This window comes from Nocardia sp. NPDC059154 (assembly GCF_042755705.1).
GTDB lineage: Bacteria > Actinomycetota > Actinomycetes > Mycobacteriales > Mycobacteriaceae > Nocardia.
In genome coordinates this window covers 83,440-107,161 of sequence record NZ_JBHZCS010000024.1, presented here as the reverse complement: position 1 = coordinate 107,161, position 23,722 = coordinate 83,440, and the positions used below count along the sequence as shown (strand labels likewise).

The window sequence follows — 23,722 nt, the reverse complement described above, 5'->3', positions numbered from 1 at the left end:
GGGCGACGACCGCGGCCATCAACCCGAATCTCGCTCGCGCGAACCACAGTTCGCGCACCGCCAGGAACATCCGAACTCCCTTGTCCGGCGCCGGGCACTTTTACCGACGCACCGTCGGGATGTTACCGACAGTGCGTCGGGAAAATCCGAGTGGGGTCAGAGTTTCTTCAGGCAGAAGGTGGTCCGGGGTTCGGCCAGGGTGATGACGCTGTCCGCGTCCTCGCCGCACAGGGTTTCGTCGGATTGGCCGTCGATGCGGGTCAAGACCTGGAAGCTGGCGTTGGCGGTGCCGCATTCGGCGTACTGGTATCCGGTCAGCATGCTCTCGTGATAGCAGGCGCCCTGCTTGAAATTCGGGGCCAGGCACAGATAGGCCATGGACATGCCATTGAGGGTTTCCTCGTACGAGGTGTAGTCGGCAGCGCAATCGGTCTTGCTGCTGTAGACCTTGGCGACCTGATACACCGCCTTCGGGGAACCGCAGTCCACCGGCGCGGTTTTGGAATCGATCATCGAGCCTTCGATGACATCGATACAGTCGCCGACTTTCGAGCGACCGGTATCGGATTTGCCCGCGTCCTTGACCACATCGGCGCCCTTCTGCACGGCGGAACAACCCGCCAGGGCCAGGGCCGCAATGGCCAGGATCACGGGGACCAGCCGCCGCGCACTCGACGAAATCCTCTGCATGTGAAGCTACGTACCTCTCCCACTCGCCAATCGATCGAACCCGGACTACCCAACCCGTTTCCGCACGCCACAGCATCCGTGAAACCACGGGATCGGGGCGGCGGCCGGGAGGCGAGAGTGCCGAGTTAGGCTCACCCGAAGGCCGTTCACTCGGAAAGGAGTGCGCGATCCAGCCATTCGTCGGCCGCACCCGCGAACTCGCCACCCTGAACGCGGCCTGCCACGCTCCCGGTGGAGACGGCGTATTCCTGGTGGAGGGCCCGGCCGGAATCGGAAAATCGCGGCTGCTTTCGGAATTCGCGAACGGGCTCGAGCCGGACCGATGGCGGACGGTCGTCGTCGCGGGCACCGAATACGACCAGCCCACACCGCACTATCTCGTGCTCGATATCGCGGATCGACTGGGCGGCACGGAAAGCGAAATCGGGACCGATACCCGGGACTCGGCCCGATGGATTCGGCAGCGGCTCGAAGCCACACCGACGCTGCTCATCATCGACGATGCGCATTGGGCCGATGCCGCCTCGATGCGGGTGCTGGCTCTGCTCATTCGGCAGCGGCCGGAATCGGCTCGCATTGTGCTGGCCTATCGCGAAGGGCAATTTCCGGAATCGCTCGGATCCGCGCTGCGCGCACCGGGTGTCGCGAGCGAGCACCTCGCGGTGCCGCCGCTGTCCGATGCCGACGCGAGAGCGCTGCTGCCGGAGCTGCCGGCGGGCCGGTGCACACAGGTGGTGGCGGCGGCGCACGGCAATCCGCTGTATCTGCGACTGCTCGCCGAACTCGCCCCGGCCGATTTCGACGCCACGATGCGAGCCGAGGATCCGGCCGCGGCACCGGCGGATCAGACCGCGCTGGACCGGACCATCCGGGCCGAACTGGCACACCTGCCCGCCCGGGAGCGGCTGGTCGCGCAGGCGATCGGGGTGTGCGGCGGCACCGATGACGTGGAACTGCTCTGCGGCACGGCCGAAGTCGCACCGGCAGAGCTGCGCGAGGCGATCGACGACCTCACGCGGCGCGGCTGGGTCAGCGTCACCACCGGCCTGGTGAGCTTCCGCCATCCGCTGGTGCGCGCGGCGGCGTACCGGCTGGCCGGGCACGGGTGGCGGGCGGCCGCGCACGCTCGCGCGGCACAGGTGCTCCGCGCCAAGGACGCTCCCGTCCTCGCCCGGGCCCGCCACCTGGAACACGCCCTCGGTCGCGACGAGCTCGCAGCGGGCGAATTGCTCTGCGCCGCCGAGCAGGCCCTCGGTACCGACCCGGCCGCCAGTGCCCGTTGGATCGCCGCCGCCCTCGACGCTCAGCCGGATTCCGGTGGGCGCGCCGATGTTCCGGCCCGCGTCCTGCTCGGCCGGGCGCTGCTGCTGTCGGGATCCGCGGAATCCGCGCGCGAGAACCTCGAGCCCCTGCTGCCGGGCACTGCGGGCGATCCCACCCCCGAGCAGGTCGAAGCGGTTCTCCTCTATGCGCGCTGCGAACGGATCCTCGGGCGCGTGGACAGCGCGCGAAACCTGTTGACCCGGCTGGTCGATCGGCCCGGCAGTCACGAACACGGGCCCGCCCGGCTGGAATTGGCCATCCTGGAGATCCAGGACAACCACGACGCCGCAGGCGCGGAACGAGTCCGGCAGCTGTTCACCTCCGAAGCCGTGCACGATCCGGCCATGCGTGCGGCCGCGGTGACACTGCGGAGCATGGGCCGGCTCAATGACCTCGACCTGCGCGCCGCCGAAGCCGACTACCGTGTCGCGGAGCGGGAATTCGCGCAGCTCACCGACCCTCAGCTGCTCGACGGCATCCACGCTGTCTCCGCCCTCGGCTGGCTGGCGTACTTCCTCGACGACCAGCGCACCGGCCTCACCCACATCGAGCGCGCCATCCGCGTCAGCCGCCGCCGCGGCCGCAGCTTCATCCTCCCCGAACTCCTGACGGTACAGGCCTACTCGCTGGCCAAACTGGGACGCTACGCGGACGCACTCGGCGCCGCCGATGACGCCGTCGAAACCGCCGAACTCTATGCCTACCCAGGCATCGCCCCACTGGCTGGAGCCCTCAAACTCCGTGTCCTGGAAGCAACTTCGCCGCGCGCAGACGTCATCCAATGCTGGCGAGACCTCAACGCCCTCCCCCGCCCCGCCGTCCGCTGGTGGCGCGGCGCAGTCGAAGCAGCCCTCCTGGAACTGGCCACCCGCCTCAACCTGGATGATCTGCCCGCACAACAACCGAGCCCCCGCGCACCCGCAGCTCCAGCGTCCGAAGATTCGACCCTGCGCCCTGGTCCGCCGGGACCACAACCGGGAGGTCCGCTCCGAGGCGACCGAGCACTGCCTGGACTGGCGGAGCCACTACGAGACGGCGCAGCAGACGGCGGCCGCTTGCACCCGATGCGAGCGGCCGAGCTCTCTGTCGCGTGCCTGAGCGCCGTCGATCGAGGTGACCTCGACGCGGCCGAAACCCTGCTGGCCCAGGCGGAGGATGTGGCCGAGCGCCTGGGCTTACCCGGCGCACTGGCAGCGGCAGCTCGGGCTCGGGCCGGATACCTCTGCGCCCGTGGGGATCTCAAATCCGCCGAACGTGCCGCTGAGGACTCCGCCGAGGCGTACACACGGGCCGATATGCCAGTGTTCCGCGCGCAGGCCCTGTTGGTGGCGGCGCAGATCGCCGGGCAGCGCGGCGATTTCACCACCGCCACCGCCCGAATTGCCGCCGCCCGCGCCGAATTCGCGGCAGCCGGAGCCACGGAACTGCAGCGCGCCGCGACGGCCGTCCAGCGTCGGCTCGCAGGACATCGAACGGTCTCCGGAGCGACGAAGCTGAGCGAGCGGGAACGCGAGGTCGCCGAGTTGGCCGCCAAGGGCCTCGCCAACAAGGAGATCGCGGCCCAGCTCTACCTGAGTCCCCGCACCATCGAGGATCACCTCGGCCGCATCCTGCGCAAACTCGGTTTGACCAGCCGCGCCGGAATCGCTTCTCGGCTGGCCGAATTGGCCGATTGACCGCGAAAGCATCCAGTGCCGATTGTCATTGCCGCGGGCGAGGTCGCTCTCCGCATGGAGGCCGTCCTGGCCTCCTCGCCGATGCCGACGGCGCGGAACGGCATTGCAGGTCGTTCGGACTCCTGGTATCGAAAGCCACTCGGACACACCACTTTCGAGCGCTGCGCCTGGCCGGGCTGATCCGTCAGGTCAACCGCGGCAACAGCAATATGGCCCAGCTCGGCAATCTATCCGCAGTTCACCGGGACCGGATCTCCGCGGAAACGTGATTCCACATAGTTCCACGCGTCGGGGAATCCGGCGACGGCCGTGGTCATGTGCTCGGCGATTTCGAAGGGCCGGAACACCAGCGGCACACCGGCCTTGCAGTACCGGTCGGCGACCTCGGCGACCGGATCGAAGAAGGTGAGCGTGTCGAACCGCCCCTGCCAGAAGTAGGTCGGGACCGCCGGCGTGCCCGGGAAGTAGCGCAGGCTGTTCTCGCGCAGCACCGCGTGCGCCTCCGGACTGTCCATCAGGCTCTTGGACGCCGCCATCTGGTCGGCGTTGCGGAAGGCGCCGTGGAACAGCAGGAAGCGACGGCAGGCGTCGTGGGTGAATTCGCGGAACCAGAGCCCGTTCTCATTGAGCTGATCCGAGATCGGCAGGCGGTTCGGGTATTCGCGCTCCATGCCCATGGCCGCGGCGAAGGCCAGGCCGAAGCCCGGGTGCGGCTCGAAGCCCAGCGAGAGCGCCATCTGCTCCAGATCGGCCGGAATGCCCCCGGCCACAACGGCATCGAGCTTCAGGTCCGGCGCGTACTCGGGTTGCAGGGCAGCGGCCCAGGCGGTCGCCATGCCGCCGCCGGAATACCCGGCCAGCGCGACGGGCGACTTCCCGAGTCCCAGTTCGGTGGCCTTGCGGACCGCCTTCACACTGTCCAGGGTCACCATGCCGCTGAGCTTGGCCGCGCCGTAGGCGACATTCGGCCCCAGATAGTCGGGCAGCGAGATGGCCCAGCCGCGCCCGATCGGCAGCATGGCGCCCACCCCGTCCTTGAGCTCGCCGTTGAACAGCGAGCGCGACGGATTGCATTGCGCGCCCAGGGAGTTGATGAGCGCCTGATACGACACCAGCGGCGGGTATTCGGACAATTCCGGCACGAACTGTCAGTGCCGATCACTGCCCTCGACTACGAACCCCGAACCGCCCTGGGCAGAGCCGAGATTCGCTCGCGGTGGCGCTGCTGGAGTTCGCGGCTGCGGGTGAGGAAGTCGAGGATGGTGCGCAGCTCGGCGGCCGACGAGCCCGCCATCTCGGCCGCGCCCTCCTCGGCGATGGGCCCGTATATCTCCCACGCCCGAGCCATGGTCGCCGGGGTGATGCGGACCAGCACCTTGCGCCGGTCGCCCGGTTCCGGCTCCCGGGTGACGTGACCGAGCTTGGCGAGCCGATCCAGCATCGTCGTGACGCTGCCACTGGTCAGGCCCAATTCGGCCGCCAGTGCGCCGGGCGTCGACTCACCCCGGACCAGCACCTCGAGACAGCGCAGGTCGGTGCGGTTGACGCCGAGCACGGTCGCGGCGGCCTGGTCGACATCGTCGACTGCCGCCTGCAACGCCTGGGACTCCCGTCCGACCCGGGCACGCAACTCGTCCAGATTTTCTCTTGACATTCAAACCTCTTGATCGTCAAACTATTGATATCTTGATAACCAAGATACATCACGCTCAAGAGAGTTCAGAGGGAGACACGACATGAAGAAGGCACTGGTCATCGGCGGCGGCATCGCCGGTCCGGTCACCGCGATGGCACTGCAGCAGGCCGGTTGGGAAGCGGTCGTCTACGAGGCCTACGCGGACACGGCCGCCGGGCAGATCGGCGCATATCTGACGGTCGCGGTGAACGGCCTGTCCGCGCTGGCCGAGATCGACGCCCACCACATCGTCATGGACACCGGTCACGCCACCGACACGCTGAGCTTCTACACCAGCGCCGGCAAGCACATCACCGATATGCCCATCGGCGGCACGCTGCCCGACGGCACCGTGACCCACAGCGTGAAGCGGCGCGACCTGTACCGGGCACTCAATGCCGAAGCCGCGCGGCGCGGTATCCGATACGAGTTCGGCAAGCGACTCGTCGACGCGGAACCGACGGCCACGGGCGGTGTCGTCGCCACCTTCGCCGACGGCAGCCGGGCCGAGGCCGACCTGCTCGTCGGCGCGGACGGCATCCACTCCCGCACCCGGGAGATCATCGACCCGAATGCGCCGAAGGCCCACTACCTGGGCATCTACGGCCTGGGCGGATTCGTCACCGATCCGGCCCTGGTTCACGAATTCGGTTTGCGGCCGGGCGTTTACAGCATGATCTTCGGCAAGAAGGCCTTCTTCGGCTATCTGGTCGCACCCGGCGGCGAGATCTGGTGGTTCGCGAACATGCCCGGCGCACAGGAACTTTCGAAGCAGACAGTGGCATCCACGGCGCCCGCGCAGTGGCGCGACCAGCTGGCGCGGATGCTGGCGGCAGACCGGGGCCCCGCGGCCGCCATCGTCGCCGCGACCCCCGACGCCACCTTCGTCAGCGGCTTCAACCAGTACGACATGCCGTCGGTCCCCACCTGGCACAACGACCGCATGGTCATCATCGGCGATGCCGCCCACGCGGTGGCCTCATCCTCGGGCCAGGGCGTCTCCATGGCCGTCGAGGACGCGGTGACCCTGGCCATCTGCCTGCGCGACCTGCCCGAGACCGCCACCGCCCTGGCCGAATTCGAGCACCGCCGCCGCGACCGGGTCGAGCGGGTGGTCGCGCACGGCGCCGAAACCAGCGGCGACAAGGCCCAGAGCGGCCTGGCCCGCTTCCTCGTCCGCCAACTGACGCCGTTCTTCCTGAAGAAGGCCGCCAAGCAGGGCGTGAGCTCACTGAACTGGATGTTCGACCACCGGATCAGCTGGTCCGGCAAATCGGCCGACCAGCCGGTCCGCCCGAGCGCCTAGTACCGCAACGGCATCGACCAGCCGGGATCCCTCGGGCCCTCAGCAGACGTAGTCGATGATCTCGGTGGGGTCGCTGATCGACCGGCGCGCCACCACCCAGTGCCCGCGGGCCGCTGACATGGGTGATGTCGCACCAGAGCATGAACGCGCTTGCCACGATCAGGGCAAAGGTGCCCACCGCCCATGGGGCCGGTGCGTTGCCTCGCACCGGCGAGCACGCAGCGCCACTGCCGAAGCGCAGGCCCGGCGCGATGAGCGCGCCGACCGCGGTCAAGGCGAGGATGGCTCGGGGTGCCCTGGTCGATGGGTGCGGCCGTTCAGGTTCTGCGCGAGATGAACATGATGTATTCGCAGGGAGCGTTCGTTCGGTTGGCGAAGCCGTGGTCCGCGTCGGCCTGGAAGAACAGGGAGTCGCCTGCGTTCAGGGTCTCGGTGATCCCCCCGATCGCGACGGTGAGGGTGCCTTCGAGTACCACGAGTTGTTTCTCCATACCCGGCGGATACGCGGGCAGCAGCCCGGTAGAGACCTGTGCGGGGAGGTAGTGGACGACCATCTCGGCTCCTCCCGCGCCCGGGGCCGCTGACACCATGTGCCGCTCGAAGCCGGTTTCCGGGTCACGGAAAACGGGGCGATCGTTCTTGCGCAGGACAACGGCCACACCAGACGCGGCAGCAGTCGCCCCACCGATCAGGTCCGAGAGCGATGCGTCGAGCGCGTGGGCGATCCTGGACGCGACGCCGATCGTCGGGCTCTTCTCACCGCGTTCGACCTTGGACAGCATCGCCCGGCTGACCGTCGACTGTGTGGACAGCTGCTCCAGCGTCAGGCCCGCCTCCTCGCGGCGTCGCCGCACGTTGGCGCCGAACGCGCCGGCCAGGTCGTCACCGTGCTGTGGTTCAGCCACGTTTTCGTCTTGCTCGACCACCGTGCTCCTCGATCGATGGGTACCTTGCTGCCCACAGCGTAGATTTCTCCTAAAGAAGATACAGTCTTCTATCGGAGACACGCGATATGCGCCCGACACGACGGAGGTTCCATGCGTTTGATCTCGAGTGGCCAGCACCATGCCACGTTCGAATTCGGCGATCTGCAGGTGATCTCGTTGCGAGACGGGTACATCGACATGCCGCCGACACGGCTCCGCGACGAGGATGGGCGCGAGCTCGTTGAGCTGCCGGCCGCCGTGCCGCTGGCCGGCGACAACTTGCGGCTGTCGGTCAACGCCTTCTTCGTCACCGACGGCACGCGGTCGGTTCTCATCGACACCGGCGCGTCCAACGCCTGGCACGACCCCACCATGGGATTGATCTACGACGCGCTCGACGAGGCGGGAATCGACCGCGCGCAAGTCACCGATGTGGCCATCACCCACAGGCACGAAGACCACGTGAGCGGCCTGATCGCGCCGGACGGTGCAGAGGCGTTCACCGCACTCGAGCGCGTGTGGATCGGCGCGGGCGACACCTCGGTGTTCACGGGGCGGCTCGAGCCGATCCGCGACCGGGTCGTACCCGTGTCGGAGAAGGTCGCGATCAACGACTGGATCACCGCGATCCCGACACCGGGCCACACACCCGGTCACACCGTCTACGACGTCAGGAGCGGCACCGGCCACCTTCTCGTCTGGGGCGACACCGTTCACGTTCCCACGCTCCAATTCGATCAGCCGAACGTGTCCTGGGAGCTCGACGGCAACCAGTCCCAGGCCCGCGCCGCGCGAGCGGCCCTCCTCGAACAACTGACCCAGCCACACCATTTCGTAGCCGGAGCCCACCTCGACTCACCCGGCATCGCCCGGGTAACCCCCTCCGGCGATGGTTATGCGCTGGAATACCTCGCACCACCGATCGGCTGATCGAGCCTGCCGGCTCCCGGCCGCGCTCGCGATCGCGGCCAAGTGCCAGCTGACCTACTGGATTGAGTTCGTCCACCATTCCATGTCGCGGATGCCGGAGTTGGTGCAGTTCACCGTGCCGGAGAACCCTTCAGCCTGGCCGTTCTGGTACCCGGTGACCGTCCCGACATAGTCACAGATCTGCGGCGAGTTGTTGGTGAGCCGATGGATTTGCACGGTGGCCCCGTCGAAGCTCATCGTCGCCGTCCCCCTGACGGTAGGACTGCCGGGGAGGGCGGTGTTGGTCTCGAACCAGTTCCAGGTTCCGTCGGACTGCTGCGTCCAGTTGCCGATCCAGGGCTGGGGGGCACCACCGGTGTCGCTGACCGACCATTGGGTGCCCAGTCCTGGATCGAAACCTGCCGCGGAAGCGACCCCCGTGCTGAAGGGCAGCATAACCAGGGCTGCGGCCCCGATCGCGACGCTCATTCCCATGCGGGTCCATCGGGGACGAGCGTTCCCGATGTCGGACTTTCTTGGTGAGGACCGCCCCTCGAGTGCGGACAGACCCACGACGGCTGCGACGGCCGAGGCACGGGCAACGAGTTTGGTGCGGTTGGTTGACATAGGTTCACCTTTTCTCCTGGGGTGTCGTGGTTGACGAGAAAAGGTTCTGATGTGGGGCTTCCCGGTTTCTTACGAAGTTCTGCACCCCAGCTCCCGACTCTCGCCCGCCTCCTCGTGCCGGTCCCCCTTGTCCTTTCGCATGGAACGAGCAGCAGAATCGATAGCTGTGCCCAACGGGCCAGGCAGGCGGACGCGCGGTTCCCAGGCAAACCGGCCAGGCCGGGCCCTGCCCCAGCACCCCGGTTCGGGCCGCTCCCAGGTCGCTTACCCATCTACCGGAGACCTCCCTTCGTCAGATCACCGACACGCCAACGCAGGCAACGAGATTCGCCGACGCGAGCACGCCCCGACTGCGGGCGTCAGGCGCCTGCCCGGAGCTGGCGCAGGTAGGCGTCGAGGTGGGCGAACGTTGCCCGGGGCTGTTCCAGGTGCGGGAGATGGCCTGCGGCAGTGATGATTTCGAGGCGGGCGTCGGGGAATGCTGCGGCATAGGCGGCCGCGTAGGCGGAGGTGGCGATGCCGTCGCTTTCGCCCCAGAGGAGCAGGGTCGGCAGGGACACCTCGGGTAGCCGGGCGGCCAGCTCGGGATCGTGCATATACGGGTCGCCGGCGTAGTGGCGCAGTGCGGCCATGTTCGCCGCACGAGCGGCCGATTGTTCGGGGGTCGGCTCGGGAGCATTCGACAGGGCTCGAGCCGGGTCGTGCCATGAGTACCGCGCGACCTGTTCGGGGGTGAGCGCGAAGATGTCGCGGATCGGCGCACCATCGACCCGGATGCCGACGGCGTCGATGAGCACCAGGCCCGCAAGGCGATTCGCGGTGTCCCGGACCGCCATCTCGGCGGCGATCCAGCCGCCGATCGAGGATCCGACGACGACCACCTCGCACAGGTCCTGTTCGGCCAGCAGCCGCAGGTACATTTCGGCGAGGTCGCCGATGGTGTTCACCTCGGCCGGGCGCGAGGTTCCGTCCCAGCCCGGATGGGTCGGGGTCAGGACATTTGCGGTCTCCGCCAGATGCGCGGCGATGGTGGCCACGCTGCCCGGCCCCGCGCCACCGTGCAATACGAGAATGTCCGCGCCGGTACCCGATTCACTCATGGTCGCTCCTTGACTAAACATGTTTATATAAACAAGCTTAGTCAGCCTGATAGCCTGTGTCCATGGCAGGTGATTTGCAGGCCCTGGGCCGAGCCATCAAGCAGGCGCAGTATCGCCATCACCGCGCACTCGACAGCAGGCTCACCACCGTGGGCACCACGCTGGCGCAGTGGGATGCGCTGCGCGCCATCGACCGCGAACCGGGGTCGTCGGCGCGAGCCTTGGCGGAGGAGACCTTTCAGAGCGAGCAGGCCTTCGGCACGCTGGCCAACCGGCTCGCCACCCGCGGGCTGATCGAACGCACCCCAGGCCGCGGCCGCCTCATCGAGCACCGTTTGACCGCCGAGGGGCGACGCACGCTCGCGGCCGGAAACGCGATCTCCGACAGTGTCCTGGCGGAATCCTTCGCGGAACTGTCGGCCGCGGAGCGCAAGACGCTGCAGGCACTACTGCAGCGCGTGGGCCCCGGCTCCCGGGCCTGACGCCCCCGATCGGATTGCGGGACCGCCGAATCGGCGCTCAGCTGGCGAGGGTGTCGGGGGCGTCGGCGACTTCCGGGAAACGGCGGCGCAGGCCGTCGAGCTGACGCTGAACCGCGGTCAGGTCGGCCTGGGCGCGGGTCTGGGCTTCGGGGCGCGAGACGTATTGCAGCTCGCGGTTCAGCATGTCGGCGTGGCTCTGGAGCTCGCGGGCCAGGACACGGGCCTGGGCGAGTTCGGGATCTTCGGGCATCGGCAACCGCTTTCGAGCTGGGAGTGCGCGAAGTATGTCATGTTTCGTCCACTTGTGCGTCACCGGCGATTCAGCGGCCGGTTCCGCCCAGCAAACGGTCGAGGCCGCCGATGAGGAAGACGACCTGATCTTCGTAGAGGGCGGCCAGTTCCTCGGCAGGAGGTGGGGTCGCGCCTGGATGCCATTCGTCCGCGCGGCTCAGGGCCTGCAGGAAACCCATGAGCGAGATCGCCCATCGGGCCTCGAGACGGCTGGGATCCGACTGCGGGAAGGCGCGGCGGAGCTGAACGTGCAACTGATCGGGGAGGTCCTGCTCGGCGGCGGTGAGGGCGGGATGGGAGTGCAGGGAGAGCTGGGTGACGATCTTGATCCAGCGCATGCCGCGGGTCCGGTGCTGCAGCAACAGGTCTCGATAGGGCTCGGTGACCGCGCGGACCAGGGTCTCCGCGGTGGGCGGTTCGGCGCGGGTGGCGAGCACGTCGGCATTGGCGCGAATACGGTCGCGGACGGTCGCGCCGAGATCGAGCAGCACGGCGGCGATCAGGTCGTCCTTGGTGCCGAAGTGGTAGTTGACCGAGGAGGGGCCGAGGCCGGCGGCGGCGTTCACCGCGCGCACCGAGACCGCGTCCACGCCGTGGGCGGCGAACAGGCGCTCGGCGGTTTTCACCAGCCGGGTGCGGGTCGCATTGCCCTGGCGATTCTGCATGGGGACGGTCACGGCATGAGCTTGGCACATCGGAGGCGCGGGGCCGGCATCGCGGGGCCCGGAACTGGTTCGACAATCCGATTTCGGCACAGCACAGCGCTCATTATCGACGCTGAATCAGCTTGACTACCTGCGTTTTCAAATCATGACCACTCACCGGGACAGCCGAACTTATGGATCAGTTGATCCATGTTTACTCGGGGAACCGCACCGGGCGACGAAGCCCGGGGCACTGGGTGAAGGAGATCCATCCGTGTGGACCGCTGAATCGATGAAATTCGGGGCCTTCCTGGCCCCATACCACCCCCTCGACGCCGACCCGGCCCTGCAGCTGCGTCGCGACATCGATCTCATGGAACACCTCGACCACCTCGGCTTCGACGAGGCGTGGATGGGCGAGCACCACTCGACCGGAGCCGAGATCGTGCCCGCGCCCGACGTTTTCATCGCCGCGGCCGCCGAACGCACCGAGCGGCTGCGCTTCGGCACCGGTGTGGTGTCGCTGCCGTATCACCATCCGCTGGTCACCGTCGACCGCATCACGCAGCTGGACCTGCAGACCCGCGGCCGCCTGATCTTCGGCACCGGCCCCGGCAAGATCCCGCTCGACGCGCACATGATGGGCATCGATCCGTCGGATCAGCGCCGCCGCCAGGGCGAGGCGCTCGAGGCCATCCTCGCGCTGCTGCGCGGCGAGGTGGTGAACATGACCACCGACTGGTTCACCCTGCGCGACGCCCGCGCCCAGCTGCCGACCTACGATCCGGCCGGCATCGAGGTCGCCACCGCCTCCACCATCTCCCCCAACGGCTCGGTGCTGGCGGGCACGCACGGGTTGTCACTGCTGTCGCTGGCGGCCAGCTCCCCCATGGGTTTCGAAGTGCTGGACCGCAATTGGGGCGTCTACGAGAAGGTGTGCGCCGAGCACGGGCACACCGCGGACCGGTCGCGGTGGCGGCTGGTCAATCCGATCTTCCTGGCCGAGACCCGCGCCGATGCCGAGCGCGCGGTGAGCCGCCGCATCGGCTCGATGGCCGCGTACGTGAACCGGCAGACCGGCGAGCAGCCGGCGTGGGCGGACACCCCCAAGGGCATCATCGATCAGTGGCGCAATGACAACCTCGGCGAATTCGGGCAGGCCATCATCGGCACGCCGGACGAGGCGATCGCGCGTATCGAGAAGCTCATCGAGAAGACCGGCGGGTTCGGCACCATGCTGGTCCTGCACGTGGACATGGCGAGCTGGGAGGACACCAAGCGCAGCTACGAGCTGTTCGCCTCGGAGGTGATCCCGCACTTCAAGAATCGCAACCGCCGCCGCGAGGACAGCCTGCAGTACGCGCAGGACAACCGGGAGCTGCTGATCGGGCAGCTGGTCACCGCGATCACCAAGGCACACACCGACTACTACGGCGAGACCGCCGCGACGGGAGCGTGATCCCATGCGCGCCACACAGTTTCTGAACGGGCAGTTCTCCCCCGCCGAGGTGGCCGAGCCGCCCGCACTGGGTCCGGGGCAGTTGCGGATCGCGGTGGCCGCGTGCGGTATCTGCGGCAGCGATCTGTCCATGTCGAAGGATCCGTGCCGGTTCGTGCAGGTGGCGGCCGACAGCGGGTATCCGCTGGCCACCTTCGACACCGAGCGACCGGTCGTGCTCGGGCACGAGTACGCCGGGACCGTCACCGAAATCGGTACCGGGGTCACGGATTTCGCGGTCGGCGACCGCGTCGCGGGGATCGGGCTCGCGACCGAGGCGGCGACCGGCATTCCGACGATCATCGGGTACTCGAACGACTATCACGGGGCGTTCGGCGAGAGCATCGTGGTGGACGCGTTCTGGGTGCGGCACGTGCCCGAGGGGCTGTCGCTCGAGCATGCGACGCTGGCCGAGCCGCTGCATGTCGGCGAGATGCACGTGCAACAATCCGGTCTCACCGCCGAGGATTCGGCGCTGGTCATCGGCTGCGGGACCATCGGGCTGGGCGCGATCATCGCGGCCAAGGCGCACGGGGCGCGGTTGGTGGTGGCTTCGGAGCCCTCGCCCAAGCGGCGGGAGCTCGCGCGGGCCGTCGGCGCGGACATCGTGGTGGATCCGAACGAGCAGGATCCGATCGAGGCGTGGATGACGGCTGTCGCGCAGGGCGACAGCGTGGTGGGCCAGTCGGGCACGGGCATTCTCATCGCCTATGAATGCAGCGGGCGCGCAGGGATTATCGGCACGCTCATGCGGACCATGCCGTTCGACTCGCGGATCCAGGTGCTGGCCGCGCCGTTCGCGGACGAGCCGATCATTCCGGTGGTCGGGCAGTTCCGGCGGATCGCGGTCAATTTCGGGCACGGGCCGTACGAGAACGCCTACGACATCACGCTGGAGCGGCTGGCGTCCGGGGCGATCGACGCGGAGGCGCTGATCACCGGGCGGGTCGGGCTGGACGGGGTGGCGGATGCCTTCACCGCGCTGCGGAATCCGGAAGAGCACGTGAAGATCCTGGTGCTGCCGGATCACTGACGGTGATATGCCCGGTTCATCCGGTTCAGTGTGGCGGGCGGGGTGGTCCATTGCCCCGGCGACCCGCCACACCACTGTTCAGCTAACGACCAGCATGCGCCGGGCTCCACTGTTGTCCGACATGCTGGTTCATTGCCCGGATTGTGAAAATCACTGGTAGATCGTCGCACTTGCCGATGTGCGAAAGGACTCCGGAGCGGGTCCGACCGATCCGCCACGTGACGGGTTAGGCTGGCGAAATGTCGGCAAACATTGCTGTTGAGGAGGCCGGGGCGACCGGAGGCGAAGCCCAGGTGATTGCGCTGTGCAATCAGAAGGGCGGCGTCGGGAAGACCACCTCGACGGTCAATCTGGGTGCCGCGCTTGCCGAGTGCGGGCTGCGCGTGCTGCTGGTGGACCTCGATCCGCAGGGGGCGCTGTCGGCGGCCCTGGGCGTCGCGCACCACGATCTCGAACTCACCGTCTACGACCTGCTGAGCCGGTCGGCGCCGCCGATCGACGACGTGCTGATCAAGACCGGCGTCACGAACCTGCATCTGCTGCCCAGCAATATCGATCTGTCCGCGGCGGAGATCCAGCTCGTCAACGAGGTGGGCCGCGAGCATTCGATGCGCCGGGTGCTCGATCCGATCCGGGATCGCTACGACTACATCCTCATCGACTGCCAGCCGTCGCTGAGCCTGCTCACCGTGAACGCGCTCGCCTGCGCGGACGGGGTCATCATTCCCATGGAGTGCGAGTTCTTCTCACTGCGCGGGCTGGCGCTGCTCAACGACACCATGGAGAAGGTGCGCGAACGACTCAATCCGCGGCTCGAGCTGTCGGGCATCGTGGTCACCATGTTCGATCCGCGGCTGCTGCACTGCCGGCAGGTGCGGGACCGGGTGGCGGAGACGTTCGAGGCGGAGCTGTACGACACGGTGATCTCGCGGACGGTGCGGTTCCCGGACTCCACCATCGCGGGTGAACCGCTCACCACGTGGGCACCGAAATCCCGTGGTGCGGAACAGTATCGGGAGTTGGCGCGGGAGTTCCTGAAGCGTTCGGGGCGGCCGATGGGTCAGCTCGCGATGTCCACGATGCAGTAACCCTGGGTCGCGGCGCGCAGGGTGAAGGTGAGCACGGTGGTGACGGCGGAGGAATTCGTCACCGGGACGGTCACGGCCGCGCCCGTGTCGCCGGTGCGGGCCGTCATCCGGTCGGCGTCGAAGGCTGTTGTGCCGGTGAGCCTTCCGGGGTTGTTGGCCAGGGTCGAGCCCGCGCAGACGAGGGGGTACTTGCCCTCGGTGTCATCGGGCTGGAGCGGCTCCCCGATCCAGCGGGACAGGTAGCGGCGGACCGTGTAGCGGGCGTCGTCCTCGGTGAAAGCGGGCTGGGCGGTGGCGGATTGCGTCGGCGTGGTTGTCACCGGCGCGGGGGTGGTCGTAGCCGCCTGCGAGGTGGTGCCCAGCGTGTCGAGTGAACCGGTCGGCAGGGGCCGCGCCTTCTCGGAGGAGTGCGCGGTGTGCGGAGTCTGGGCGCAGCCGACGGCCAGCGCGCACAACGCCACAGCGGGGAGCACCTTCAACGCGCGGAATCCAAGGCGGGTCACCGATCCCACGATAGCGGTGTTTTCCATATCCGCCCCGACGCGACGAGATCGTCAGTACGCTCGGTGAGCGGACCGGACGTCCGCTCAGTCGATGTCGCCGGGGTGATCGCCGATGCCAGCCGTGGTATTGGAAGCCGAAGGGCTTCAGAAGCGGTACGGCGGTGTGGAGGCCTTGCGCGGGGCCGGTTTTCAGGTCGGTGCGGGCGAAGTGGTGGCACTGATCGGCGACAACGGCGCCGGGAAATCCACACTGGTGAAATGCCTTTCGGGGGCCGAACAGCCCGATGGCGGGCGGATCCTGCTGGACGGCAAGCCCGTCCGGATGGCATCGCCGACCGCAGCGCGACGGCTCGGGGTGGAGACGGTCTACCAGGATCTGGCCGTGGCCCCCGACCTCGATCCCGCGGCCAATCTTTTCCTCGGGCGCGAGTTGCTCCGCAAGGGGCTGCCCGGGCGGCTCGGGATGCTCGATCGCAAGGCCATGAGAACGCAAGCGGCCGAGCACTTTCAACGACTCGGTGTCGTGCTGCCCAGTGCGGATGTGCCGATCGGGTCGCTGTCGGGCGGGCAGCGGCAGACGGTCGCGGTGGCGCGGGCGGTGATGTGGGCCAGCCGGGTCGTCTTCATGGACGAGCCGACCGCGGCGCTGGGCGTGGTGCAGCGGGAGCGAGTGCTGGATGTCATTCGCCGCGTGCGCGATCAAGGCATTGGGGTGGTGCTGATCAGCCACAATATGCCCGAGGTGCTGGCCGTCGCCGATCGTATCGAGGTGTTGCGGCTGGGGCAGCGGGTCGCCCGCTTCACCGCCGCCGATGCCACGCTGGAGCAGTTGGTGGGGGCCATGACCGGCGCGCTGACGACGGAGGACCAGTCATGAGGCGGCTGGCCGGGACCGGCACGTTCTGGATCGGCTGCGTGCTGGTCGTGCTGTACGCCGCGTTCAGTATCCTGCGGCCGGACGCCTTTCCGACGCGATTCACGCTGCAGACCTTGCTGATCGAGACGTCGGTGCTGCTGGTGCTGTCGATCGGGATGACATTCGTGATCGTCACCGCGGGCATCGATCTGTCGGTGGGGATGGTGCTGATCTTCTCCGGTGTGCTGGCGGCCAAGACCATGGAGTGGCTCAGTCCCAGCGAGGATGCGACGCACGCGGGCTGGGGCGTCATTCTGCTCGGGCTGCTGATATCGCTGGCGGGCGGGGCACTCTGGGGGCTGGTGAACGGAATGCTGGTGGCCAAGGCGAAGATTCCGCCATTGATCGTGACGCTCGGGTCGTTCGGGGCGGCGCTGGGGGCGGCGCAGTTGATCACCGGCGGGGTCGATACCCGCACGGTTCCCGGGAAGCTGCGTGACTCACTGGGTTTCGGCACCATGCTGGGCGGGATTCCGGATCTGGTGCTGGTGGCGGTCGCGGTGACGGTGGTCGGCGCCTGGCTGTTGCACACCACTCGGTTCGGCCGGTACACGTTTGCGATCGGTTCCAGTGCGGAGGCCGCGCGGCGGGCCGGGATCGGGGTCACGCGGCATCTGATCCTGGTGTATCTCATGGCCGGAATGCTCTCGGGCCTGGCCGGTTTCATGAATTTGGCATATTTCGGGACCACGACGATCGCGGGCCACGGGACCGACAATCTCGATGCCATCGCGGGGGTGGTGATCGGCGGGACCAGTCTGTTCGGCGGGGTCGGGTCGGTGCTGGGCACCGTGATCGGGGTGTTCATCCCGTCGGTTTTGCGCAAGGGCTTCGTCATCGCGGGGGTGCCGGTGTTCTGGCAGCCCATCGCGGTGAGCGTCGTGCTCGTGGCGGCCGTGTGGTTCGACCAGATCCGCAGGCGGTCCCGGGACCGGAAATAACACAACGCAGTTCGAAGGTGAGGGCCTGATGATGAGGACCGGTGGACGGGCGGCCGTAATGGCCGGTGTAGTGGTGGCGGTGGCCGGACTACTGGCGGGATGCGGTGGCTCGGTGAGCAATTCGGGCAAGGCCGACGCGAAGAAGCTGGTGCTCATCCCCGGCGTCGCGAACGAGCCCTTCTACATCTCGATGCAGTGCGGCGCCCAGGACGAGGCGAAGAAACTCGGATACTCCCTGGACACCCAGGCCCCCACCCAATTCGACGCCTCGCTGCAGACACCGATCGTCACCGGCGTCATCGCCAACAAGCCCGGCGCGATACTCATCGCGCCCACCCACGCCCAGGCCATGGCCAGCCCGATCAAGCAGGCCAAGGACGCGGGCATCAAGGTCATCGAGGTGGACACCGCGCTCGACGACACCTCCATCGCCCTGTCGTCCATCTCCTCCGACAATGTGAAGGGCGGGCAACTGGCCGCGGTCACCCTCGCGAAACTGGTGGGCGACAAGGGATCCGTGCTGGTGATCAACACCAAGGCCGGCACCTCCACCACCGACCAGCGCGCCCAGGGCTTCGAGGACGAACTGAAACAGAACCACCCGGGCATGTCGTCACTGGGCGTCCAATACAACAACAATGAAGCCGCCCAGGCCGCCTCCATCGTCACCGCCACCCTCGCCGCCCACCCCGACCTGGCCGGCATCTTCGCCACCAACCTCAGCTCCGCTGAAGGCGCCGCCACCGGCCTCCGCAACGCCGGCAAACTCGGCCAGGTCAAGGTCGTAGGCTTCGACGCCAGCCCCAAACAGGTCCAAGACCTGAAGGACGGCACAGTCCAAGCACTGATCGCCCAAAACCCCTCCGACATAGGCAAACAGGGCGTAGACCAAGCCGACGCCGCCCTCCAGGGCAAGCCTGTCACCCGCAAAATCCAAACCGACATGATCGCCATCACCGCCGACACCATGTCCACCAACGACCAGTACTTCTACAAGAGCAAGTGCTGACCGGACCACCACTTCCGAACACGAGGGCGCAGCAGGCGTAGCCCAGTCAGGCGCAGCTCAGTACTTCTGGCGATCGACGCGGTGCGATAAGCGCTGGGTGAAGGTTTCGGTCCACGCAGCCGACTCCGAGTCCTCAGCAGTCCCCGTGGCGCGTCTCCTCGCACGCAGATTGCCCGTACGCCCGCCTTGTTTCACCCCGCCGGGCCGGGCCTGCAACGCCAACACCCGCACTCCCCATGACACGTAGGCCTCCACGCTCATCCCCGCGCACTCCGCCGCATCGCGCAACGTGAGCCAATCATCCTCACCCACCGTCACCACAATGTCCTTGCTCGACATAACGATCAACGTTAGACCTTGCAGACCGTCCAGACCCGTAAGTGGCCTGCAAATATCTCGTTCAGCCGCTGATCGCCCGGTCCGGACAGTCAAACGAACCCCACCCCGCGCGCCGCAAAGCCGAACGCCAGAGAACCGTTCGTATCTCGCACCCTCGGCCGCCGGGCAGCATTTTCTTGCCAATTCCAAAGGCACAGTGCGTGATCAGAACGGTAGAGCCAGATATGGCTCGAACGGCTCGTTCACGCACTCACCCGTAATTTGTTGCAGCCGAGCGCATCACGCTGAAGTGAGCTCCCGCCGACCGGTCCGAGAAGCTCGCTCAGCTTTGCGACGCGTGTCGCTGGATGAGTTCGTATACCGGCTTGGGGTCTTCTATTTGGGGGTAGTGACCCAGACCCGGCAGTCGAGTTACCGGCGTGTTCGGCCTGAGGTTCAGAACTGCTTGCAGTACGGCCTCGGTGCAGATGGGATCCAGACCCGCCCAGCCGAGTTCCAGCGCGCCCAGCCAGGTGCGTATTGCGTTGTGCCAGCGCGTGGAAGTCGGGGGTGTGACGCGTTCGTGGTTGTAGTAGATGAGTTTGTCGAGCATGCGATGACCGTCGTTGTGGGACAGCAACGACCACTGGTCGGCTGCCTCCTCAGCGGTGAGGGGATGCGCCGCGGAGAAGATGCTGCCGAACGAGCGACGGAAGTAGAATTCGCTCGTCGCTCGGGTGACGAGCGGGCCGAGCCGGCTCAGCAGAAGTTTCTGTCCGAGCAGCAGGCTGGCCTGTTCGCGGACCAGGCTCGCATTGAACAGCAGAGCCGATTTCAGCGTGAACGACAATGTTCCATCGATGTCGCGGGCGAGGAGTTCGGTGGCGACCGAGCTGCCCATGTCGTGGGACACCATGACGACGGGTTCACCCACGTACCGCTGCACGAGTTCCTCGGCGATATCGGCTTGAATTCGCAACGAGTACTGCGTATCTCGCGGCTTGTCGGACAGCCCGAAGCCGAGGAAGTCGAAGGTGAGCAGGCGGTGGCCGTCGATCGCGTCGAAGGCGTCCCGCCAGTCGTAGGAGCTGGACGGGTAGCCGTGCAGGAGCACCAGCGGCGGCAGGTCCGGGGAGCCTGCTCGTTCGCGGACGAAGATCCGGTGGCGTCCGACCTGTTCGAAGGTGCCCGATCGCTGCCAGGCCGCGACACGCGGGGTCAGGTCCGCCATCTCTACCCTCCTGTGGGCGACAGCCGTCGGTTCGCCTTCACCCTAACAAATTGCACTGTCCATGCAGATTGTTCGCGGGGTGAACGGGCCGATTCCCCACGCTCAGTAGTTGCCGCCGAAAGCAGCGCGCTGAGTCCGTTCCAGCCGGCCGCTGAACATCCCGGCCAGCGGCGGCACGGGCACGCCGGCCGCGTCGTCCGGGCCCGCTACGGAGAGCAGCCAGGCGGGCATGAATCGCAGCGTCCGGAGCGGAGCCGTTCTGCGCATGTGGGTAGGCCGGACCGGCGTGGGTCCGGCCGGCTGGTCAGGCGGTGGCCAGGGCGCGGTGAGCCTCCACAGCCAGACGGGTTTCTTCGGTTACCAGGTCGGCGTTGATGTGGGCGCCGGCCATGGCGCCGGCGGCGGCGGCGTTGCCTACTTGAGCCGAGATGTCGGTGACATTGCCTGCGGCCCAGACGCCGGGGGTTTCGGTGCGGCCGGTGGGGTCGGCGGGGATGTATTCGCCTACGCCGCTGGGGTGCGTGGTGGGGGTCAGGCCTAGATCGGCCAGGAAGGCGGTGCGGGCGACCATGCGGGTGGGGGCGGCCAGGATCTCGCGGGGGATGATGGTGTCGTCGGCGAGGCGGACGCCGGAGATTCGGTCGGCGGCGATCTCTACGGCGGTGACCTCGCCGGTGACGACGCGAATTCCTCTGGCCGCCAGCTGTTCCGACTCCTCCTCGGTGGGAGGGGTGTTGGTGTGGGCGAAATAGACGACGTCGTCGCTCCACTGGCGGAAGAGGAGGGCGAGGTGAATTCCCATGGGGCCCAGGCCGAGGACACCGATCGGGCGGTCCCGGACCTCCCAGCCGTGGCAGTACGGGCAGTGGATGACATCGTGGCCCCAGCGCTCGCGCAGGCCCGGGATATCGGGGAGTTCGTCGACCAGGCCGGAGGTCACCAGCAGCCGGCGGGCGCGGACGGACCGCCCGTCGGCCAGGGTGACGACGAATTCCTCGTCGTCCCTCACGATTCCGCTCACCTCGCCCGGAACCACCTGTCCGCCGTAGCCACGCACCTCTTCCCGCCCCCGCGCCAGCAGTTCTGCCGGCGGCACGCCTTCGCGGGCGAACAATCCGTGCACCCCGTCCGCGGGCGCATTGCGCGGACTGCCCGCGTCGATCACGACCACTGAGCGTCGGGCTCGGGCGAGCATGAGCGCTCCGTTCAGTCCGGCCGCGCCGCCGCCGACCACTACCACGTCATAGCTGCTGTTCAGCTGATCGGTCATTGATGACCACCTCCTGCCTACGACCATGCGGACCATGCCGCGATCCTGGCAAACTTGTTTGCCGATATGGCAAACTGAAGTCATGACCGAGGATATCGACAGAGCCCTGGAAGGGGTGGGACTACGGCTGCGTGAGCTGCGCAAACAGCGCGAGACCACGCTGGCGGAGCTGTCCGCCGAGACCGGCATCTCGGTGAGCACGCTGTCCCGCCTGGAGTCCGGCGCGCGCCGCCCCACCCTGGAGCAGCTGCTCCCGCTGGCCCGCGCCCACAATGTGACCCTCGACGAACTGGTGAACGCCCCGCTCACCGGCGACCCGCGCGTGCACATGCGCCCGATCAACCGGGGCGGCATGCAGATGCTGCCGCTGACCCGCCGCGTCGGCGGAATTCAGGCCTTCAAGATCGTGCTGGGCCCGAAATCCGGTCGCACCGAACCCAATCCGCAGACCCACGAGGGCTACGAGTGGCTCTACGTCCTCAACGGCCGGCTCCGGATGATCCTCGGCCCGCACGACCTGATCCTGCACCCGGGCGAGGCCGCCGAATTCGACACCCGGGAACCGCACTGGTTCGGCGCGGCCGACGACGAGCCGGTCGAATTCCTCAGCCTCTTCGGCAAACAGGGCGAGCGGGCTCACTTCCGCGCCCGCCCCAAGGACGACTGACGGGCCCGCCCTAGGGGAGACCGACGGCTATCCCTGATACCGCGGCCCGACCAGCGCGAGCGCGGTTTCGACTGCCACATCGATGATTTCGGTGATGTCGCGCCCATCCTCCACGGTGGAGGCGATGAGCTCGCGGAACCCGCCGTAGAGGATGGTCGCCATTTGCCGGGTCGGCGGATGCAGTCCGGCCGCCTGGAATTCCGATGTGGCGGTGAGGTCCTGGATGAGCGTGATGAACGATTCCGCGGCGTCCCGGTGCAGTTGCCGCGCCCGCTCCCCCAGCGCCGGTGTGTCGCGGATCCAGGCCAGGGTGATGCAGGTGTCGTCACGGGAGGCCCCGATCCACGCCTCGATCGCCTGATGGATCTGGGTGTCCCAGGGCGCGGTCGGGTCCACGGCCGCGTAGATCTGCTGGACGGTGTCGTTGTTGCGTTCGGTGAGCATGGCGACGAAGCAGTCCTGCTTGTCGACGAAGTGCTCGTAGAAGGTCCGCCGCGAGGTCCGCGCGAGGCGGACCACATCGGCGACGGTGGTATCCCGATAGCCGCGCTCGCGAACCGCGTCGGCCATGGCATCCAGCAGCCGCCGCCGGAACCCGGAGTCGATGGCGGGTTCGGCGCTGGTTGTGGTGTCGGCGGTGTCGACGTCGGTCACGAGCATCAGCCTAGTTTCTCCGATCTCGGTGAGCATCGCGGCATGTCGGTGTGTTCGCGGCGGTATCGCTCGCACCCCGTCAGGCGGCGGTGTCACCTCACACCCCGGTCAGGCGGTGACCTGTTCGGGACCGCGTTCGGCCGCGGCGACGGTATGAGCCGGGCGGCGGCCGAAGCGGATGGTGCCGTCCTCGATTCGCCCGTGCCGCAGAGTGATCACATCCTGGGCATAGTTCATGCCCAGCCGCCACGGCGCACGCGATCCGGCCCTGGGGAAGCGGTCCATGGACCGCAGCACATAGCCGGCCTGGAAGTCCATCAGCGGCGCGGTGGTCACCGCCGGATCCGGCCAGGGCGTCGCCTGCGAATACCCGTGAATGTCCATGTGCCGCAACAACCGGCACACGAATTCCGCGACCAGGTCGGCCTTGAGCGTCCAGGACGCATTGGTGTACCCGATGGTGAAGGCGAAGTTGGGCACGCCGCTGAGCATCATGCCCTTGTAGGCCATGGTCTCCGGCGGCTGGATCTCGCGCCCGTCGACGGTGAGCCCGATACCGCCGAGGGCCAGCAGGTCCAGCCCGGTGGCGGTCACCACGATGTCGGCCGACAGTTCCGCGCCGGATTCCAGCTTCACCCCGTCCGCGGTGAACCGCTCGATCCGATCGGTCACCACCGAGGCCCGCCCGTCGCGGATGGCCCGGAACAGGTCCCCGTCCGGGACCAGGCACAGCCGCTGATCCCACGGGTTGTAGGCCGGGTTGAAATGCGTGTCGACGTCGTAGCCCTCGGGCAGCTGCTTGATGGTCAGATCCCGGAAGAACTTGCGCATCATCTGCGGCCGCCGCTGGCTGAGCTGATAGATCAGCGTGCCGACGGCGACGTTCTTCCACCGGGTGATGGCGTAGGCCCGCCGCGTCCCGAACCACCCGCGCAGTTTGGTGGC

25 protein-coding genes and 1 pseudogene are annotated in these 23,722 nt (G+C 67.6%); 11 read left to right on the top strand and 15 right to left on the bottom strand.

The annotated features are described in order from the left end of the window. Nucleotides 1-156: 156 nt before the first annotated feature. Entirely contained in the window at nucleotides 157-690 is a 534-nt protein-coding gene (locus ACFXN1_RS21775; protein ID WP_379445820.1) for a hypothetical protein, read from the bottom strand. Nucleotides 691-719: 29 nt separating this feature from the next. Between ACFXN1_RS21775 and ACFXN1_RS21770 the strand changes: the two genes are divergently transcribed. Continuing rightward, complete coding sequence (locus tag ACFXN1_RS21770; RefSeq protein ID WP_379463660.1) at nucleotides 720-3,689, top strand: LuxR C-terminal-related transcriptional regulator; 2,970 nt, start codon at nucleotides 720-722, stop codon at nucleotides 3,687-3,689. A gap of 227 nt (nucleotides 3,690-3,916) precedes the next feature. Here ACFXN1_RS21770 and ACFXN1_RS21765 read toward each other — a convergent pair whose 3' ends face one another. Both ACFXN1_RS21765 and ACFXN1_RS21760 read right to left on the bottom strand, forming a co-directional pair. Continuing rightward, the gene (locus ACFXN1_RS21765) at nucleotides 3,917-4,831 is read right to left on the bottom strand and encodes a lipase family protein (protein WP_379440177.1); all 915 of its coding nucleotides are present in this window, start codon (nucleotides 4,829-4,831) and stop codon (nucleotides 3,917-3,919) included. Nucleotides 4,832-4,860: 29 nt separating this feature from the next. Beyond that, nucleotides 4,861-5,343, bottom strand: coding sequence for a MarR family winged helix-turn-helix transcriptional regulator (locus tag ACFXN1_RS21760; RefSeq protein WP_379440179.1), 483 nt, complete (start codon nucleotides 5,341-5,343; stop codon nucleotides 4,861-4,863). A gap of 82 nt (nucleotides 5,344-5,425) precedes the next feature. Here ACFXN1_RS21760 and ACFXN1_RS21755 point away from each other — a divergent pair, with 82 nt between their 5' ends. Beyond that, nucleotides 5,426-6,670: an FAD-dependent oxidoreductase gene (locus tag ACFXN1_RS21755; protein WP_379440181.1), complete on the top strand. Its 1,245-nt coding sequence runs from the start codon at nucleotides 5,426-5,428 to the stop codon at nucleotides 6,668-6,670. Nucleotides 6,671-6,987: 317 nt separating this feature from the next. On the opposite strand, the gene ACFXN1_RS21750 is transcribed toward ACFXN1_RS21755, so the two are convergent. Further along, complete coding sequence (locus ACFXN1_RS21750; RefSeq protein ID WP_379440183.1) at nucleotides 6,988-7,575, bottom strand: helix-turn-helix domain-containing protein; 588 nt, start codon at nucleotides 7,573-7,575, stop codon at nucleotides 6,988-6,990. 132 nt (nucleotides 7,576-7,707) lie between these two features. Between ACFXN1_RS21750 and ACFXN1_RS21745 the strand changes: the two genes are divergently transcribed. Further along, nucleotides 7,708-8,526: an MBL fold metallo-hydrolase gene (locus tag ACFXN1_RS21745; protein ID WP_379440184.1), complete on the top strand. Its 819-nt coding sequence runs from the start codon at nucleotides 7,708-7,710 to the stop codon at nucleotides 8,524-8,526. A gap of 54 nt (nucleotides 8,527-8,580) precedes the next feature. Here ACFXN1_RS21745 and ACFXN1_RS21740 read toward each other — a convergent pair whose 3' ends face one another. Continuing rightward, nucleotides 8,581-8,994 (bottom strand): hypothetical protein, encoded by a 414-nt coding sequence (locus tag ACFXN1_RS21740; RefSeq protein WP_379440186.1) that lies wholly within the window; start codon nucleotides 8,992-8,994, stop codon nucleotides 8,581-8,583. 497 nt (nucleotides 8,995-9,491) lie between these two features. Further along, the gene (locus ACFXN1_RS21735; RefSeq protein WP_379440187.1) at nucleotides 9,492-10,232 is read right to left on the bottom strand and encodes an alpha/beta fold hydrolase; all 741 of its coding nucleotides are present in this window, start codon (nucleotides 10,230-10,232) and stop codon (nucleotides 9,492-9,494) included. Between the two features lie 62 nt (nucleotides 10,233-10,294). On the opposite strand from ACFXN1_RS21735, the gene ACFXN1_RS21730 reads away from it, so the two are divergent. After that, nucleotides 10,295-10,714, top strand: a complete 420-nt coding sequence (locus ACFXN1_RS21730) for a MarR family winged helix-turn-helix transcriptional regulator (protein WP_379440189.1) — start codon at nucleotides 10,295-10,297, stop codon at nucleotides 10,712-10,714. Nucleotides 10,715-10,751: 37 nt separating this feature from the next. Here ACFXN1_RS21730 and ACFXN1_RS21725 read toward each other — a convergent pair whose 3' ends face one another. Both ACFXN1_RS21725 and ACFXN1_RS21720 read right to left on the bottom strand, forming a co-directional pair. Then, nucleotides 10,752-10,964 carry a hypothetical protein gene (locus ACFXN1_RS21725; protein WP_379399174.1) on the bottom strand — a complete coding sequence of 71 codons (213 nt, stop codon included), beginning with the start codon at nucleotides 10,962-10,964 and terminating at the stop codon, nucleotides 10,752-10,754. 70 nt (nucleotides 10,965-11,034) lie between these two features. Continuing rightward, nucleotides 11,035-11,682 carry a TetR/AcrR family transcriptional regulator gene (locus tag ACFXN1_RS21720; RefSeq protein WP_379440190.1) on the bottom strand — a complete coding sequence of 216 codons (648 nt, stop codon included), beginning with the start codon at nucleotides 11,680-11,682 and terminating at the stop codon, nucleotides 11,035-11,037. A 241-nt stretch (nucleotides 11,683-11,923) separates the two neighbouring features. On the opposite strand from ACFXN1_RS21720, the gene ACFXN1_RS21715 reads away from it, so the two are divergent. The 3 genes from ACFXN1_RS21715 to ACFXN1_RS21705 all read left to right on the top strand — a co-directional run bounded on the left by ACFXN1_RS21715 (nucleotide 11,924) and on the right by ACFXN1_RS21705 (nucleotide 15,268). Then, nucleotides 11,924-13,108, top strand: coding sequence for an LLM class flavin-dependent oxidoreductase (locus tag ACFXN1_RS21715; protein WP_379440192.1), 1,185 nt, complete (start codon nucleotides 11,924-11,926; stop codon nucleotides 13,106-13,108). A gap of 4 nt (nucleotides 13,109-13,112) precedes the next feature. After that, the gene (locus ACFXN1_RS21710) at nucleotides 13,113-14,180 is read left to right on the top strand and encodes an alcohol dehydrogenase catalytic domain-containing protein (protein ID WP_379440193.1); all 1,068 of its coding nucleotides are present in this window, start codon (nucleotides 13,113-13,115) and stop codon (nucleotides 14,178-14,180) included. A gap of 239 nt (nucleotides 14,181-14,419) precedes the next feature. Beyond that, on the top strand, nucleotides 14,420-15,268 hold the full coding sequence (locus ACFXN1_RS21705) for a ParA family protein (RefSeq protein WP_379440195.1): 849 nt from the start codon (nucleotides 14,420-14,422) through the stop codon (nucleotides 15,266-15,268). On the opposite strand, the gene ACFXN1_RS21700 is transcribed toward ACFXN1_RS21705, so the two are convergent. Beyond that, nucleotides 15,241-15,771, bottom strand: coding sequence for a hypothetical protein (locus ACFXN1_RS21700; RefSeq protein ID WP_379440197.1), 531 nt, complete (start codon nucleotides 15,769-15,771; stop codon nucleotides 15,241-15,243). The genes ACFXN1_RS21705 and ACFXN1_RS21700 overlap by 28 nt on opposite strands. A 112-nt stretch (nucleotides 15,772-15,883) precedes the next feature. On the opposite strand from ACFXN1_RS21700, the gene ACFXN1_RS21695 reads away from it, so the two are divergent. From ACFXN1_RS21695 to ACFXN1_RS21685, 3 genes are read left to right on the top strand one after another with little or no spacing between them, the layout of a single operon-like run. Further along, nucleotides 15,884-16,648, top strand: a complete 765-nt coding sequence (locus tag ACFXN1_RS21695) for an ATP-binding cassette domain-containing protein (protein WP_364624296.1) — start codon at nucleotides 15,884-15,886, stop codon at nucleotides 16,646-16,648. Continuing rightward, the gene (locus ACFXN1_RS21690) at nucleotides 16,645-17,628 is read left to right on the top strand and encodes an ABC transporter permease (protein WP_379440198.1); all 984 of its coding nucleotides are present in this window, start codon (nucleotides 16,645-16,647) and stop codon (nucleotides 17,626-17,628) included. Before ACFXN1_RS21695 ends, ACFXN1_RS21690 begins: the two co-directional genes overlap by 4 nt. A 28-nt stretch (nucleotides 17,629-17,656) precedes the next feature. Then, on the top strand, nucleotides 17,657-18,637 hold the full coding sequence (locus ACFXN1_RS21685) for an ABC transporter substrate-binding protein (RefSeq protein WP_379440200.1): 981 nt from the start codon (nucleotides 17,657-17,659) through the stop codon (nucleotides 18,635-18,637). A 57-nt stretch (nucleotides 18,638-18,694) separates the two neighbouring features. Here ACFXN1_RS21685 and ACFXN1_RS21680 read toward each other — a convergent pair whose 3' ends face one another. The 4 genes from ACFXN1_RS21680 to ACFXN1_RS21665 form a co-directional block, all read right to left on the bottom strand. After that, nucleotides 18,695-18,976, bottom strand: a complete 282-nt coding sequence (locus tag ACFXN1_RS21680; protein ID WP_379440202.1) for a hypothetical protein — start codon at nucleotides 18,974-18,976, stop codon at nucleotides 18,695-18,697. 322 nt (nucleotides 18,977-19,298) lie between these two features. After that, nucleotides 19,299-20,186, bottom strand: coding sequence for an alpha/beta fold hydrolase (locus tag ACFXN1_RS21675; RefSeq protein ID WP_379440203.1), 888 nt, complete (start codon nucleotides 20,184-20,186; stop codon nucleotides 19,299-19,301). Nucleotides 20,187-20,288: 102 nt separating this feature from the next. Further along, nucleotides 20,289-20,453 (bottom strand): hypothetical protein, encoded by a 165-nt coding sequence (locus tag ACFXN1_RS21670; RefSeq protein ID WP_379440205.1) that lies wholly within the window; start codon nucleotides 20,451-20,453, stop codon nucleotides 20,289-20,291. A gap of 37 nt (nucleotides 20,454-20,490) precedes the next feature. Further along, nucleotides 20,491-21,456: an NAD(P)/FAD-dependent oxidoreductase gene (locus tag ACFXN1_RS21665; protein WP_379440206.1), complete on the bottom strand. Its 966-nt coding sequence runs from the start codon at nucleotides 21,454-21,456 to the stop codon at nucleotides 20,491-20,493. 82 nt (nucleotides 21,457-21,538) lie between these two features. On the opposite strand from ACFXN1_RS21665, the gene ACFXN1_RS21660 reads away from it, so the two are divergent. Continuing rightward, entirely contained in the window at nucleotides 21,539-22,123 is a 585-nt protein-coding gene (locus ACFXN1_RS21660) for a helix-turn-helix domain-containing protein (RefSeq protein ID WP_379440208.1), read from the top strand. A 27-nt stretch (nucleotides 22,124-22,150) separates the two neighbouring features. Here the strand turns inward: ACFXN1_RS21660 and ACFXN1_RS21655 are convergent, their stop codons facing one another. Together ACFXN1_RS21655 and ACFXN1_RS21650 are read right to left on the bottom strand one after the other, a co-directional pair. After that, nucleotides 22,151-22,777 (bottom strand): TetR/AcrR family transcriptional regulator, encoded by a 627-nt coding sequence (locus ACFXN1_RS21655; protein WP_379399186.1) that lies wholly within the window; start codon nucleotides 22,775-22,777, stop codon nucleotides 22,151-22,153. Nucleotides 22,778-22,885: 108 nt separating this feature from the next. Next, nucleotides 22,886-23,722: pseudogene (locus ACFXN1_RS21650) on the bottom strand (FAD-containing monooxygenase EthA); the annotation flags it as partial.